Genomic DNA, 15,148 nt, shown 5'->3' with positions numbered 1-15,148 from the left:
GCTGAATTTGCTGGTATGGATAGTTTCTGCCAAACTGCCTGCGCTGCGGGCGCCGCGGCACGGCGTTTTCTGCCAATTACAGAGCCTTCACTGCCATGCGCGTCGCCATCCTTGCCCTTCCCCGTGTCCAGCTGCTCGACGTGGCCGGGCCGGCCGATGTGTTCGCCGAAGCGGCGCGCCAGCTCGGCCGGCCGCGCGCCTACCAGGTGCAGGTGATCGGCACCGAGGGGGGATTGCTCAAGAGCAGCAGCGGCGTGCGCCTGGCCGTCGACGCCACGGTTGCCACGCAGCGCGGGCCGATCGACACCCTGCTGGTGGCCGGCAGCCCCGGCATCGGCACCGCGGCCGGCGATGCCGCGCTGCATGGCTGGCTCAGGCGCCAGTCGCGCACGGTGCGCCGCTACGGCTCGGTGTGCAGCGGCGCCTTCGTGCTCGCGGCCGCGGGGCTGCTGGACGGCAAGCGCGTGGCCACGCACTGGAACTCCACCGCGCGGCTGGCCACCGCCTATCCGCTGGCCACCGTCGAGCCGGACGCGATTTACGTGAAGGACGGCAAGCTCTTCACCTCGGCCGGGGTGACCGCGGGCATGGACCTGGCGCTCGCCATGGTGGAGGAGGACCACGGCCGCGAACTCGCGCTGCGCGTGGCGCGCGAGCTGGTGATGTTCCTCAAGCGCCCGGGCGGCCAGAGCCAGTTCAGCGCCCACCTGGCGGCCCAGACCTCCGAGCGCTCGAGCGTGCGGCAGGTGCAGGACCATGTGCTTTCGCACCTGAAGGACGACCTGTCGGTGCCGGCGCTGGCCGCGCTGGCGGGCATGAGCGAACGCAGCTTCGCGCGGATCTTTCGAAGCGAGACCGGCACCACGCCGGCCGAGTTCGTCGAGAACGCCCGCATCGATGCCGCCCGCCGCCTGGCCGAGGAGTCGCAGTTGCCGGCCAAGCGCCTGGCCGACGAGGTGGGCTATGCCAACGTGGACGGCTTCAGGCGCGCATTCGGCCGGCGCCTTGGCGTGAGCCTCGTGGAGTATCGAAGGCGATTCGCGAAATGAAGGCGGAGTGCGGCGCCGTCATGCCTGCCGCGGATGCGCTGCACTTGATCCCCGCTAGGATCGGAAATGCAGCGTGTGGCTGCGGATCCAGATTAGGCTTACGAAACCTCATGGAACATCGGTGTGTGGACTGATAAATTCTCAGGGTGTGACCTTCCGGCTCGTTTTCCGAGCTCGCCGGCATGAACCATTTCTTAACTGCACACCCGGCGTCGGCGCCCTTGGCTACCGGCAGTGTTGCTGCAGTGCCGGATTTTTTCGCGCGCACACCCGTTTCTCCTCGCAAAGGGCCGGTGGTGCTATGGGGTGGCGACGTGAATCTGGGTCGCCGTCAGCACTACATCGCAGCGCGTCTGGGCATGTCGCGAGCGCTGGCTTCAGTGAGTGCGATATCACAGGCCGACCTCAGCATTGTGAATCTGGAATGCGTGGTGGCGACCGGCGGTCACCGCGCCGTAGCCAAGGGCGAAGGGGGTCCGTATTACTTTCGCGCCCGGCCGGCCATGCTGGAGGTGCTTACCGCAGCGGGTGTGCGCATGGTCAGCACTGCCAACAATCATTCCGGGGACTATGGCCCGCAGGCCGTGCTGGAACAGCTGCAGTGGCTTGAGCGCACGGGCATCGCTCAATGCGGCAGTGGTCGCAATGCGGACGAGGCGCTGCGTCCGGCCTTGGCGTCGGCCGGGCCGTTCACGGTGGCGGTGTTCTCTGTCGACAGCACGCAGCGGCGCTTTGCGGCCGGACCCACTTCGCCGGGCTGCGCGCACCTGCCTCTGGCCGATCCTGAAGCTTGGCGGGCCATGCTCGGGCCCCGCATCGCTGAGGCCCGTGAACAAGCAGACGTAGTGCTGGTGGCGGTGCATTGGGGCGACAACCGTCGAGACGAACCTGCGGCCGCGCAGGTCGCGCTGGGAAAGACACTGATCGAAATCGGTGCCGACGCGGTACTGGGCGCCTCTGCGCACAGATTGCAAGGCATCGGCACGCATCAGGGCCGCCCGATCATCTTCGATGCTGGCGATCTGCTTTTCGACGCCAAGCGCAACGACGGCGGCGTCGGCGGCGTGTTCGAGCTCGAGATCGGCGCCGGCGGTGTTGAGCGCGTCGTCTTCGTGCCGGTGAAGGTTGGCTTCGGCCAAAGCACCGAGTTGGCCGGCGAGGCCCGCAGCGCGGCGGCGGAACGCTACGCCAGGTTGTGCGACGCCATGGGCACCTCATTGCTGCTGCGCGAGGACGGCACCGCGTCACTTGAACTGGCGCCGCCCGCGCGCCCGGCGCGCGCCAGGCGCTCATTGCCGCCTCCCGCGGGCTACGACCTGCGCGCCATCCGCGCACCGCAGCCGATGCCGGACGATGCATCAGTGCAGGAGGTACCCACCGAAGCGCGCCTGACCCAGCCACTGCAGCTTGGCCCGCTGCGCCTGCTGGGCCTGAGTGTCGAGTCCAAAACGCCGCTCACCAAGCGGCAAAGCCTTTGGCTGCGCAGCTACTGGTGCTGCGATGCGCCGGTGGAGCATGACTTGCGGCTGGACTTGCGCGCGGTGCCGATGGGGCCGCACAAGCGCGAGCACTGGGGCCTGGGCATGGACCACGATCCCTGTGACTGGCTCTGGCCGACAAGTCGCTGGCAGCCGGGGCAGATCTATGTGGACCTGTGTCCGCTTCGCCCGCCACCGTTGAGCGAGCTGTTCAACGGCCGCCTGCAGCTGCAGGCGGCCCTCGTGCAGGGGCTTGAGCGGATGTACGTACACGACCTGGACCATTTCATCGATGTGGCGATCCCCGGCCGGCCCGATGCCGCGCCGCCAGCGCATCTTCCGCCCGCAGAGATTTCTGCACCGCAGGTATACCGCACGGCGTTCGACGAGGCGCTGCTGCGCAGCGTGCCCGGGCAGACTTGGGACGCGGCCCAACTCGCCGGCATCACGGGCGGACGATGGCTTGTCGAACCGCCGCGAGGCTGGTTTGTGCGATCGGTGGTCTCGGGTGCCAACCATGTGGCGCTCCGGCAGCAGCCGGTGCTTTTCGTGGCCAACACCACGGCGCAGCGCATGCGCCATGAGCAGCACACCAACCCGCCCGCCCGTTCGCAGGACAGACACCTGTTGCTGCCCGGCCTGCAAGAACGCATTGCCGGCGCCATCGTGTCGCGGCCCGTGCCAGGGCTGTCGCCGGACCTGCCGCTGCTGCTGGTCGATGACCCGATCCGCGCGGTGATGGAGCTGGGGTTCGCGGCCCGCGCGCGCTACCGCGGCGAGGTCGTTGCCGTCACAGGCACGGTGGGTAAGTCCAGCACGCTGGGCATGTTGGTGCAGGCCCTCGGGGGCCCCGAACGTGTGCTGGGCAGCATCGACAACTACAACTCGCGCGTGGGCGCGCCCACCACCTTGGCCAGCCTTGCGCCAGACCATGAGGCCGCCGTCGTCGAGGTGGCGCAGAGCGCACTTTGGATGAACCGCGGCCCCGTCACGCGCCAAGTGCGCCCAACGATCGCGCTGATCACGGCCATCGCCCATTCGCAGACCCAACGGCTTGTGCGCTCGACCGAGGACGTGGTGAAGTGGAAAACACGCGTGTTCGACGGTCTCGAGGGTGCGGCAGTCGCGGTATTCGGTGATCACCTGCCGCACCTGGAGAAAGTCCGGGCCCAGGCGCGGCGACACGCGAGTCGCAGCATCGTCTACGGACGCGGCGTCGACTGCGAGGTGCGGTTGACAGATGTGGAGGCCAGCCCCGATGGCTCCTGGGCCACCATTCGGATTGGCGCCGGGATCTTCCGCTTCTATGTGCCCATACCTGGCGAGGGCATGGTGTCCAACGCCCTGGCCGTGGCATCGGTGCTGCATGCGATGGGCCGTGACGTGGAAGCCGGCATGGCGCGCCTGGGTGCCATGGCCTCCTCGCAGAGCCGGCTGCAATGGCACAGCCTGGCCTGGGACGGTCGGCGTGCCGACGTACTTGATGACAGCTGGAACGCAGAGGTCGCTTCCATGGTCCACGCGTTCGGCGTGCTGGCGCTCAAGCGCAACAGCCGCAAGTGGGCCGCGCTGGGACGCATCGTGCATTTGGGCGACATGGCTGCGGAACTCCATCGCAGCCTGGCCAAGCCTCTTCTGCAGAACGGCGTCGAGCTGGTACTGACCCATGGCGAAGAAATGTTGCACATGCGCGACGAGCTACCGCCTGAACGCCTGGGACCGCATTTCGAAACCGCTGACGCGATGGCGCGATGGCTGCATGCACATCTGCAAGATGGCGATGCGCTATTGATCAAGGGCTCGCGCCGCGACTCGGACTTTGGCGAAGTCTTTCCGAGACTTCAGGCGCTGTGCCAGACGACGCCACGGTGAGTTTTGCTATGGGTCAACCCTCATCTCTTCTTCCCGTCCTGCTGCGCCTGGCATGCGCCGCTCTTTCAACCTGGTTGGCCCCCGGCCCCGCATGGGCTTTGCTGGCACCCGATGCACCATTGCCCTGGAGCCAGAGAGCGAGCCGTGACGCGTGCCCGGACGAGGAGAGTTATCTGTGGTTGCCGCTTGCCAGCGGCAATGTGTGTCTTCGCTACTTTGCATCGGCGGGCCTGCAGGGCGCGGGCACAGCCATCGTGTACCTCACGGGCGATCGCGACAAGCTGCTGCGCGTGCCACCCGACCAGATTCCGGCTAACACGGCGCAGGCGCAGATAGCGGCCATGCAGCGGCTGTCGCGCCAAGCCGCTGTGCCCGTGGTGATGTTGGCCCGTCCTGGCACGTATGGGTCTTCGGGTGACCACCGGCTGCGCCGCCGGATGACCGAGGAGTTTGAACCTCTGTACGCGGGGCTGGATCTGCTGCGACGCCGCCATGGTATCGGGCGCCTGGTGCTGTGGGGCCATAGCGGAGGGGCGACAGCGGCGGCCGCCATGCTCACGATGGGCCGGACCGACCTGCGGTGCGCGGTCATCACCTCTGCGGCCTTCGACTACCTGGAGCGCTGGCGCATCAACCGCATCCAGGGCGGTCCAGCACCCTCGGTCGAGCGGGGACAGGTTCTCGCGCGTGCGATGTACGACCCACTTGCGCATGTGGCCGGCGTGGTGCACGACCCGCGTCGGACGGTTTATGTGCTTGGCGACCCGCGTGACACCGTCACGCCCTTCGTGCTGCAGGTTGAGTTCGCCAATGCGCTGCAGCGAGCCGGGCACCAGGCTGAAGTGCGACAAGCCGAGGGCAGGCCGCCGGAATATCACGACATGCGCGAGGAGGCAGGGTTTCGCCAGGCTGCGGCTTGCGCGCGAGGCGACTAGAGCGAACGAAGGCGGCCGGAGCTCAAGGGGCCCTGCACCAACGCCACTCTGCGGGAGCAACGCGGGGCGCAGCAATGAATTCTGCTTGATCGTTCAGATAAAAGCCCAGTCGGCGCGCGAGTCGCGAGTTACTTGAAGCCGGCCCGCATTTTGTAATCCCAAAGCCTTAAAGCAATGTGCTTGCCGCATTGAACTCATGGCCCACATATTGGATGAATTCGAGTGAACATGCGTTGAAGAAGTAGCGCCCAACCGGCTCTTTTTTACTCCGCTTCCCTTCGACCAATCGGATGTCGCGCTCAAAACTGCATCACCAGCGCTGAGTCCACGGTGAGACTGACCACGAATGGCTGCTTCAGGCCTCGATTTTTCGGGACACCGACTGTCAGGTTGGTCGAATCAATCAGCGGTTGCCCGTCTCTCGAAACACGAACTTTAGAACGTACGTGCGTTCTCCCAGTCGTCCTCGAAGGCGTCAAGGTACTTGCAGAGTCAGCGATGGCTGATCAGCCGTTTCGCTCGATTGCTAGACGGTCCAGAAAGTGGGCCTGGAGCCTTTCTGGATCGACCTTGAAATCAGCCAATCTCGGAAGCGAACCGGGTTCGGGCTTTTCGGCATCGTCTCGCCGCTCCGTTCGGCAGGTTCAAAATGGGCGGGGTTCCACCCTTACGAAACACATGAAAACCGCTACGTCCGTCGCGGCCCTTGTCCTGGCCACCTGCTTCGCCGTGGCGCCCCACGCCCAGGCTGCGGAGAACCCGTCGCCCTACGCCGGCCCGCTGTTCGACACGCACCTGCACTACAACCAGGAAGCCTGGGACGGCAACACCGGCCCCTATCCGCCCCCCGAGGCGATCGCGCGCATGCAGCGCAACAATGTGACGGCCATCATTGCCAATTCGCGGCCCAACGCAGGCACGCAAACGCTGGCTGCCGCGCGCGAAACCCGCGACGCAGGCGTGACCGTGGTGCCTTTCGTGCGGCTGTACCGCAACCGCGACGACTACAGCAACTGGTTCCGCGACGAGACCATCCACGACATGGTGCAGGCCGAGCTGGCGCGTGGCACCGCGAGCGGACCCTACCGCGGGCTCGGCGAGTTCCACCTGTACGACAGCGCCAATGCGAATGGCCCGGTGGCGAAGAAGCTGATCGCGCTGGCGGAGCGCCAGAAGCTCGCGGTGCTCGCGCATGTCGACGACGTGGCGGTCGACCTCCTGATGGCCAACGCGCCGTCGAAGGGCCGGGACCTTCGCCTGATCTGGGCCCACACCGGCATCGGCGGCGCGCCCATCGAGCGGGTGCAGGCACTGCTGGAACGCTATCCGCTGCTGATGGGCGAACTCTCGTACCGGCCCGGGCTGACCTGCGAGGGCGGCAGGCTGTGCCCCGAGTGGCGTGCGCTGATCCTCAAGTACCCGGGGCGCTTCATGATCGGCTCCGACACCTGGGTGAACCAGCGCTGGAGCGCCTACGACGAGATCATGCGCGGCTACCGCACCTGGCTCGGCGACCTGCCCCCCGATGTGGCGCGGCGCATCGCCTGGGGCAACGCGGCCGCGCTGTTCGACCTGCGCTGAGCGGTTCGGTCGCTCAGTTGCGGGGCGCGTCGTCCGGCTGCGGCTGCAGCCATCGGCCGGCCTGTTCGCGCAGCGCCTCGATCTGCTGCCGGACCAGCGCCAGCTCGGTGCGGAAAAGCTTCGCCGCGTGACCGCTGGCATCGCTTTCCTGGGGCACTGTTTCCGGCGGCGCAGGATCCACGGGCTCGGCGCTCGCTTCGCCGGTATCCGGCGAGCCGCCTTCCATGTACGACGCCAGCGCATCGAGCGCCGCCGCGGCGCCTTCGGCTTCCGCGCGCAGCGCTTCCAGCTGCTGCGGCGCAGGCAGCGCCACGCGGTGCGCGCCGAGCGCCGAGAGGTAGCTCAGCAGCGTGTGCGACTGGATCAGGAAGCGCAGCGCCGTGCCCGCGCGCGGCCGCACGAAGCCGGGTTCGCGGAACATCTCGAACACGGCGGTGGACAGCGTCGCATCGGCGTTGTGGGCGTTGCGCCGGGCTAGCCGGTAGGCCAGGTCGTCGCGCGCGCCCGAGCGGTACTGGTCCGCGATCTGCCGCAGGTAGTGCGCATGGTTGCGCAGCGCCGCGGCCGCCAGATCGCTGAAGCGCCGCGCCTGCCAGTGCGGCAGCACCAGCAGCATCGCGAGCGCGGCGATCAGGCTGCCGATGGCGGTGTCGATCAGGCGCGGCACCATCAGCGCGTCGCTGTCGCCCACCTGGTTGAAGCACATCAGCACCAGCACCGTGACGGCGGCCGTCGCCAGCAGGTAGCGGGTCGCGCGCGTGGCGAAGAAGAACACACCCGCGGCCACCGCGAGGAGCGACTGCGCCCAGGGCTGCGGAAAGAGCACCAGCAGCGCCCAGCCGGCCACCACGCCGAGCGCCGTCCCGGCGATGCGCTGGCCGACGCGCGACACCGTGTCGCCCCAGGCCTGCTGGCAGACGAACAGCGTGGTCAGCAGGATCCAGTAGCCGCGCACCGGGTGGATCAGCAGCATGACGCCGTAGCCGGCCACCAGCGCCACCGCCAGCCGCAGCGCATGGCGGAACAGCGCCGAGCGCGGCGTCAACTGGCGCCGCACGCATTCCGCCATCTCGCGTCCGGAGCGTGGCGAGCGGTCGAACAACCCCATGTCGGCGCGCCCGGCCCGGGCCGATGGCTCGGTGGCGCCGGCGAGCTGCCGCTCGAGCTGTGCCAGGTTCCACGCCATGGCCTCGACGGACGCGAGCAGCGCTACCCGGCGCGGTTCGCGCAGCTGCGCGCGCTCGTGATCGATGGCGCTTTGCAGTTCCGCGAGCGCGTGGCCGGTGGCGGGATCGGCGGCAAAAGGCTCGCGCCGCTCGATGGACAGGGCGAGCCGCCGGCAGGCCTCGCCCTGCAGGGCCAGCACGCGCTGGCAGCGATAGAGCAGGTCACTGTGGAAGAAGGCATCGGCCAGCGCGTTGTAGTCCTCGTGCGAGGAGGTCGCGCGCTCGTGCACGTCCTGCGCGATCAGGTAGAGGCCGCGGTAGCGCACGATGCGGCCCGTGGGCGCGCGCGTGCTGCCGATGCGCCGGAAGATGCCTTCCTTGGCGGCGTTGAGTTCACCCACCACTTGCGTGTTGAGCTGCGCGAGCGACAGCCGCTTGCGCTCCATATCGATGCCGCGCAGCGGCTCGAAGAGCGAGGCCTTGAAGCACACGTAGTCGCCCAGCACGCGGAACAGCCCCGCCAGCTGCGCCTGCACCGGCTGCGCCGGAAAGAGCGTGCACCACGCCACCGAGAACACGCCATACCAGGCCGCGCCCGCCAGCAGCCACAGCGCCTCGCCGAGCCGGCCGGTGCCGCCAGGGGCGGCCGCGCTGCCGTCGATGCCCAGCATGGCGTAGATCGCCAGCGCGAGCGTCGCAAAGCCGACGGCCTTGTACCGAGGCTCGATCGCGCCCAGCATCGTCAGCGAGAACGCGGCCAGCGCCAGCCCCGGGACGAAGAGCAGGGGGTGGTCGATCCACGAAACCACCGCAAGCGCCGCCGCCGCGAAGCATGCCAGCGTGACGGCCTGCGCGCGCAACCGGCCCCGGCCGCTGTCGTCGGTTTCGGCCAGTGCGCTGGCAATGGCACCCAGGAACAGCGGCATCATGGCTTCCGCATGCCCGCTGAGGCTGCCGATGGCCATCAGGCTGCCGAGCGTGAGCAACACCCGCAGCGGCTGGGCGTGGCCGGCCATCCGGCGAAGCCGCTGGTGGAAAAGATCGAGGGAGAGAGAAGACATTGCCATCGTTTTGCACGATGCGTGCCAGCGCGCGGCCTGTTCTGCGGCCGCCTCCGCAGGATTCAGCCCGCCTCCGGCCAGCGGTGCCGCGTGCCGCCCGCGCGCCGGTCGGCCTTCTCTGCTACCACGCCCTGTGCGCTCAGCGCGCCGGCGCGCTGTTCGAGATGCTGCAGGCACTGCAGGAAGATGTCGAGCTGCGCGGGCTCGATGCCGGCGAGCAGATCGGTGTTGAGGGCCGCGATGCGCGGAAACACCCGCTCGAAGAGCTGCCGGCCCGAGGGGCTCAGCCGCACATGCACGCCGCGCCGGTCTTCCTCGTCCTGTCGGCGCGACACCAGCTTCTTCTCGACCAGGCTGCGCAGGCCGCGCGAGGTGCGCACGCGGTCCAGCTGCAGGTGCGCGGCCAGCGCCGAGGAGCTCATCTCGCCGTGCTGCGCGAGCATGCCGATCATTCCCCACTCGCGCCGCGTGATGCCGAAGCCGCCCTCGACCAGGCGCGTGGCCATGCCGCTCGCGTTGCGCACCGCGCGCGACAGCCGGTACAGCAGCAGCTCGTCCAGGGAGCGGGGCGCGCGCAGGGCGCTGGCGTCGGGGAGGGCTGGCATGCCTTGCGTGTCGTGCATCAGGTCGGGGCCGTCAAGGCGGTGTCGTTCGCGCGCCTCGCGCGGAAATGATGGATTAGATCAACTGTTTGTTGCGTGCGTATAACCATGTAACAAATGACACGGGAAGAAACGAGTGTGGACCGGCGATTGTCGCCGTGAAGTCCTGCGCGCGCCCGGTCGCCACCACTGCAAGCAGGAAGAAGATCCGATGACCGCATTCCTTTCCCGGCGCAAGCTCTCGGCATGGTGCCTGGCGCTCGCCGCCGGTGCCGCTCCCCTGGCCCACGCCCAGGCGCCCGCGCTCGATGGCGCGCTCACGCTCGTGGTCGGCTACACCGCCGGCGGCAGCACCGACCGCATCGCGCGCCTGGTCGCCGAGCGGCTGGGCCCGAAGCTCGGCGTGGCCGTCACGGTGGAGAACCGCCCCGGCGAAGGCGGCCGGCTCGCGGCCAAGGAGCTCAGGCGCGCGCCCGCGTCGCAGAACGTGCTGATGCTCGGCAACCCCGCGGTGATGGTGGTGGCGCCGCTGGTCTTCAAGGATGCGGGCTACGACGCCGAGAAAGACTTCGTGCCCGTGTCGCAGGTCAGCAGCTACGACTTCGCGCTGGCCGTGGGCAACAAGCTGCAGCTCGACCGCGCGATGTTCCTGGTCGGCCGGCTCTGGGCGCATCCGGAGGAGGCCGTCTTCGGCGTGCCGGCCACCGGCAGCCTGCCGCACTTCTTCGGCCTGATGGTGGGCGACGCGCTGAGCGTGCAGCCGCAGATCAAGGGCTACGGCGGCTCGGCGCCGCTGTCGGCCGACCTGAGCGGCGGCAGCCTGCCGATCGCCATCGACACGCTCGACTCGCTCTACGGCCAGCACGTGGCCGGCAAGATCCGCATCCTGGCCGTGTCGGGCAAGAAGCGCGTGAGCTTCGCGCCGACCATCCCCACCTTCCGCGAGGCCGGCATGAAGATCGACGCCGACGGCTGGAACACCTTCTTTGCCCCGGCCTCGATGCCGCCGGCCAAGGTGCAGCTGCTGGCCACCAGGATCCGCGAGGTCATGGAGGAACCGGCGCTGCAGAAGGCCGCCAACGCCGCCTACATCACGCCCGTCGTGAGCACGCAGGCCGAGACCGTGCAGATGCTCAAGGCCTTCCGCCAGCAATGGGAGCCGGTGGTGCGCCGCTCGGGCTTCCAGCCCTGAACGGTCCATAGGTGCCGTCGATAGGCGCCGATTCGCCCGCGATCAACGGGTCGCTGGCGAAACCGTGGCTCGCGCCGGCTCTGCGGGTAGGGAACGCTTCAGGTGTCGACTAGTTTGTTCGCCCTTGACCAGTGAAGACATCCGCACTCGAACCAGGGCGATGGCCGGGACCGGCGGCGATCATGCGGAACAGCCACAAGATGACCGGGCAAAGCAGAAGTGCGAGGGCGCCTAGGTCGATCGCGGCGCTTGCCGCTCCCACCATCGTCGAGAGCCTTCCACCGATCGCCGGCGCAACCAGCATGCCGACGTAATACAGGGTGTAGAAGATGCCCATTCCGATCGGGCGAGTCTTGTGCTCGAGCACGCGCGCAGGCAAGCTCATGATCGGGCCGGCCGGCAAACCGGAAACGAGCCCCAGTGCAATGACGATCGGCAGCACCGGACCAGCTCGCGACAGTGCGAGCGCAAGCAGTGCAAACGCGACGCAACCTCCGACGAGAACGGCCCCGCTGCGTTGGCTTCGATCAGCCAGCAGCCCGCCGAGAGGGACCGACAGCGCGGCGAACCACATCACGAGGCTGATCGCCGATCCCGCAGCGGCGGCGGTCCAGCCTCGCGCGACGAGCATCGACGGCCCGAAGCTGAAGATCATCGCGAACCCGACGTTGTAGAAGCACCAGATCAAGCCGGCGGCGGATGCCGCTCGGATTGCTGCGAGGCTCAACCTGCCGCGGTCGCCGATCATGGCAACAGGTCCTGCCTCCGGTGGGCGATAAGCGAAGGCAATGAGCCCGAGGCTGACGACGACCAGCGCAGCGATCGTCAGGTCGACTGCGATGAGCCCTAACGTCGTTGCCACCGCCGGAAGCAGCATCAAGGACAGCGCAATGCCCACCGGCCAGGAGTTGACGAAGATCGCCATCGCAGTGGCGATTTCGCGGCCTGTGAACCAGTCGGTGAGCATCTGCGTCATCAGCACGTTGATGAGAACGCCGCCGATGCCTGCCAAGAGCCTGCCCGCTATCTGGGCGCTCCAGGCGGTCGAGATGGCCATTAAAAGTTCACCGGCGAGCATCATCGCGAGCCCGGCGAGGACCGTCGGTTTGTCACCCAGACGGCGCCCGATCGCGCCACCGGGCAGGGCGAGTGCGGCGCCGGGCGCGAAGTACACCCCGATCAGGACGCCGATGTCCGACAGGCTCGCACCGAAGCTCTGGCTGTATTGCGAGGAAACCGAGGCCACGCTCTGGAATTGGAAAGCCATCGTCGCGCGCGTGATGAACAGAATCGCAAGAATGGTCCAGCGACTGCGCATCGCGCCTGCCCTCCGCGCCGCGAATCAGGCCGTTGGCCCGATGTTTTGATTGAGGCGGAAGAAATTGGTCGGATCGTATTTGTTCTTCAACGCGACGAGCCGCGCATGGTTGTCGCCATAGGCGGCGCGGACCCGATCCTCGCCTTCGTCGCCCAGATTGTTGGCGTAGACGCCGCCGGTCGAATAGGGCCGAACAGCGCTCCAGAGTTCGCGCGCCCAGCGGATATTGGCGTCGTCATCCGCCGGGTTGTCCCAGATCGCGAGCGGAAAGCAGTCATACAAGGCATCGCGGTTCGCATAGGCGGAATGGGAGGGCGGGACGCGCGCGATCGCACCGCCGACTTGCTGGAACACCAGCAGTGCGGAAGGGGACGGCGCCTTGGGATAGATCTCCAGCAGCGCGTCGATGGCGCCGTCCCCGATCTCGCGCAGGAACTGCGCTTTCCAGTAATAGCGGCGCCCGCGTGGAAAGAGGCTGTCGCCGGCGGACTGAACCTGGAGGTATGGGCAGGTCGCGATGCTGCTGTCGATGGGCGAGCCGAACTTCACGAGCGGATCGAGCGCGTCCTTGGCGCCGCTCGCGTCGCCGAAGTGGCAGGCCGTCATGCTGAAGGCCCGCTCGCCGGTGGGAAGCGTGACGAGGGCTGCGTCGACGCTGAGGTCATCGCCGGCCCGGCGAGAAAACTCGTGATAGAACTTGAGCGCGCCGCGCGCGTGCTCGTAGCGGTGGAGAGCGGAGCCGACCAGCAGAGCGGAGCCGATCCGGTGAAGCTGGTATTCGAAGGCCGTGACGATGCCGAAATTGCCGCCTCCGCCGCGCAAACCCCAGAACAGGTCGGGATGCTCGGACGCGCTGGCGTGCAGCAGCCGGCCATCGGCGGTCACGATGTCGGCAGCAAGGAGATTGTCGCAAGTCAGGCCATATTTGCGGCCGAGCTTTCCGAAGCCGCCGCCCAGCGTCAGCCCGGCAATGCCGGTGTCGCTGTTGACACCCATCGTCGTGGCCAGGCCATGCGCCTGCGTCGCCGCGTCGAACTCGCCGAGACTGAGACCTGCCTCGGCCCGTGCCACGCGCCGCACCGGGTCGATCTCGATCGCCTTCATGCGGGAAAGGTCGATGACGATTCCGTCGTCGCACATGGAGAGACCGGCGATGTTGTGGCCGCCGCTTCGGATGGCAACGGGACAGTTGGCGGCCCTGGCGATGCTCACGGCTTGGATCACATCGGCGGCGGTGGTGCAATAGACGATCGCGCTCGGTCGCTTGTCGACCACCGCATTCCAGACCTTGCGTGCTTCGTCGTAAGTGGGATCGCCGGGCTGGATCAGTTCACCCTTCAGGCTGTGCCGGAACCGATCCATCATTTGCAGTTTCTGTTCCATCGACATGACCTCCGCGTTCTTGCAAGCGATGATTTCATGGGGCGGGGCCTGCCGCAAACTCTAAGATCTCAGCTGCGAGGTGAGGAAAATTCATCTAAAGTGGCCGCATGAGAAAGCTGCCGCCTCTGCGCTCGCTGCACGCCTTCGAGGCGGCTGCACGCCATGGCAGTTTCAAGGCGGCCGCTGTGGAGCTCAGCGTGACGCCGACGGCGATCAGCCACCAGATCCGCTTGTTGGAAGAGGCGTGCGGCCGGCAGCTGTTTCAGCGGCGCCCACGACCTCTGGTGCTGACGAGCGCTGGCGCCAGCTTGTACCCTGCCTTGCGCAATGGGTTCGATGTCCTTGCCGGCGCGATCGCCTCGCTTTCCGAGGCCGAGGTGCAAAAGCCTTTACGGGTCACCAGCCCGAGTGCCTTCGCCAGTCGATGGCTCGTTCCGCGCCTGCCGAAGTGGCGAGAGGCCAACCCTATTGTGCCGCTCGAGATCATCGGAACGGACGCCGTGCTGGATTTGCGCTCCGGCGCTGCCGACGTCGCGATCCGCTACGCACGCCGGCCGCCACTCGAATTCACCGTGCATGAGATTTGTCGCGACAGGTTCTTTCCAGTCTGCAGTCCGGGCTTGTTGGCAGACCAAGGCGGCCCCATCCAACGCGTGGCTGATCTTCTGCGTTTGCCGTTGATCCACTTCGATTGGATGAGCCGCGATCCCGAGGCTCCCAATTGGCGGCAATGGCTGGCGATGGCGCGTTCGATCGATCCCGCCTTGGCCACCGACAAGGTTTGGGATCTGAGCTTTCGCGAAGAGATTCATGCGATCGATGCGGTCGTCGCCGGGCAAGGGGTGGCGATCTGCAGCGACATCGTCATCAGCCGGGAATTGGAGAGCGGGACGCTCGTGAAGGCGCATCCATTGGCGCTGCCAGGGTATGGCTTCTATGTCGTCTCGACGCCTCACAGTCCGCGGGCCGGGGCGATCGAAGCATTCCTGGCCTGGATAAGGTCCGTCATATAGTTGCGGCACTCTCCGCCGCCGTCGAACACTACTGCGGCAATCCGGCCGTGCGAAGCGCATCGCCAAGAGATGCAGGGGGAGTGCAGGAGCACAGCCGACTCCCAGAAACTGCTGCCCGAAACGGCAGAAAGCGCTCACCCAGTGCCTGCGGCGGTTCGAACGCAACGGGCTTATCCTGCGCCGCGCGATTCCGGTGTCGCCCGTAGCCGTGGAGTACGCAGTCACGCCGCTCGGCCGCACGCTGGAGCGGCCGTTCAAGGCGCTGCATGGCTGGACATTGGCCAATATCACGCAGGTCGAGGAGGCACGGAAAGCCTTCGATCTGCGGCTGGAGGCGTGAGACTGCGACAGTGACTGCGGCGCGCGCTTTGCGCCTCGCAAAGCAGCACGAGGCAGCCCGGTTGAGCCTAATCGGCCTGCCGGCGGCGCGAAAAGCGCGAAGAGGCTACAAGATCAAAACCGAAAACTGTGTTGCTAGTCTTGAACGAGGTGTATGTC

The 15,148-nt window shown here is 67.3% G+C and carries 11 protein-coding genes; 7 read left to right on the top strand and 4 right to left on the bottom strand.

Annotation, left to right across the window (positions count from 1 at the left end):
- Positions 1-95: 95 nt before the first annotated feature.
- From FB547_RS25185 to FB547_RS25170, 4 genes are all read left to right on the top strand, one after another.
- On the top strand, positions 96-1,049 hold the full coding sequence (locus tag FB547_RS25185; protein WP_145746383.1) for a GlxA family transcriptional regulator: 954 nt from the start codon (positions 96-98) through the stop codon (positions 1,047-1,049).
- 182 nt (positions 1,050-1,231) lie between these two features.
- Complete coding sequence (locus FB547_RS25180) at positions 1,232-4,399, top strand: CapA family protein (protein ID WP_145746382.1); 3,168 nt, start codon at positions 1,232-1,234, stop codon at positions 4,397-4,399.
- A gap of 8 nt (positions 4,400-4,407) precedes the next feature.
- A complete protein-coding gene (locus tag FB547_RS25175) occupies positions 4,408-5,334 on the top strand; it encodes an alpha/beta hydrolase family protein (RefSeq protein WP_186454246.1) in 927 nt (308 codons plus the stop codon).
- Between the two features lie 678 nt (positions 5,335-6,012).
- Complete coding sequence (locus FB547_RS25170; protein WP_145746380.1) at positions 6,013-6,915, top strand: amidohydrolase family protein; 903 nt, start codon at positions 6,013-6,015, stop codon at positions 6,913-6,915.
- 13 nt (positions 6,916-6,928) lie between these two features.
- On the opposite strand, the gene yccS is transcribed toward FB547_RS25170, so the two are convergent.
- Together yccS and FB547_RS25160 are read right to left on the bottom strand one after the other, a co-directional pair.
- Positions 6,929-9,142, bottom strand: coding sequence for a YccS family putative transporter (gene yccS / locus FB547_RS25165; RefSeq protein WP_261380380.1), 2,214 nt, complete (start codon positions 9,140-9,142; stop codon positions 6,929-6,931).
- Positions 9,143-9,204: 62 nt separating this feature from the next.
- Positions 9,205-9,747 carry a MarR family winged helix-turn-helix transcriptional regulator gene (locus tag FB547_RS25160; RefSeq protein ID WP_225613148.1) on the bottom strand — a complete coding sequence of 181 codons (543 nt, stop codon included), beginning with the start codon at positions 9,745-9,747 and terminating at the stop codon, positions 9,205-9,207.
- A 208-nt stretch (positions 9,748-9,955) separates the two neighbouring features.
- Here FB547_RS25160 and FB547_RS25155 point away from each other — a divergent pair, with 208 nt between their 5' ends.
- Positions 9,956-10,936 (top strand): tripartite tricarboxylate transporter substrate-binding protein, encoded by a 981-nt coding sequence (locus tag FB547_RS25155; protein WP_145746378.1) that lies wholly within the window; start codon positions 9,956-9,958, stop codon positions 10,934-10,936.
- A gap of 109 nt (positions 10,937-11,045) precedes the next feature.
- On the opposite strand, the gene FB547_RS25150 is transcribed toward FB547_RS25155, so the two are convergent.
- Together FB547_RS25150 and FB547_RS25145 are read right to left on the bottom strand one after the other, a co-directional pair.
- On the bottom strand, positions 11,046-12,254 hold the full coding sequence (locus tag FB547_RS25150) for a CynX/NimT family MFS transporter (protein WP_145746377.1): 1,209 nt from the start codon (positions 12,252-12,254) through the stop codon (positions 11,046-11,048).
- Positions 12,255-12,278: 24 nt separating this feature from the next.
- Entirely contained in the window at positions 12,279-13,637 is a 1,359-nt protein-coding gene (locus tag FB547_RS25145) for an FAD-binding oxidoreductase (protein WP_225613149.1), read from the bottom strand.
- Positions 13,638-13,744: 107 nt separating this feature from the next.
- On the opposite strand from FB547_RS25145, the gene FB547_RS25140 reads away from it, so the two are divergent.
- Both FB547_RS25140 and FB547_RS33810 read left to right on the top strand, forming a co-directional pair.
- A complete protein-coding gene (locus tag FB547_RS25140) occupies positions 13,745-14,650 on the top strand; it encodes a LysR substrate-binding domain-containing protein (protein WP_145746375.1) in 906 nt (301 codons plus the stop codon).
- Between the two features lie 31 nt (positions 14,651-14,681).
- Positions 14,682-14,990, top strand: a complete 309-nt coding sequence (locus FB547_RS33810) for a winged helix-turn-helix transcriptional regulator (RefSeq protein ID WP_145746374.1) — start codon at positions 14,682-14,684, stop codon at positions 14,988-14,990.
- The last annotated feature ends 158 nt before the right edge of the window (positions 14,991-15,148 follow it).

The organism is Variovorax beijingensis (genome assembly GCF_007828835.1).
GTDB classification, from domain to species: Bacteria; Pseudomonadota; Gammaproteobacteria; order Burkholderiales; family Burkholderiaceae_C; genus Variovorax; species Variovorax beijingensis_A.
This window is presented reverse-complemented; position numbering and strand designations above follow the sequence as displayed.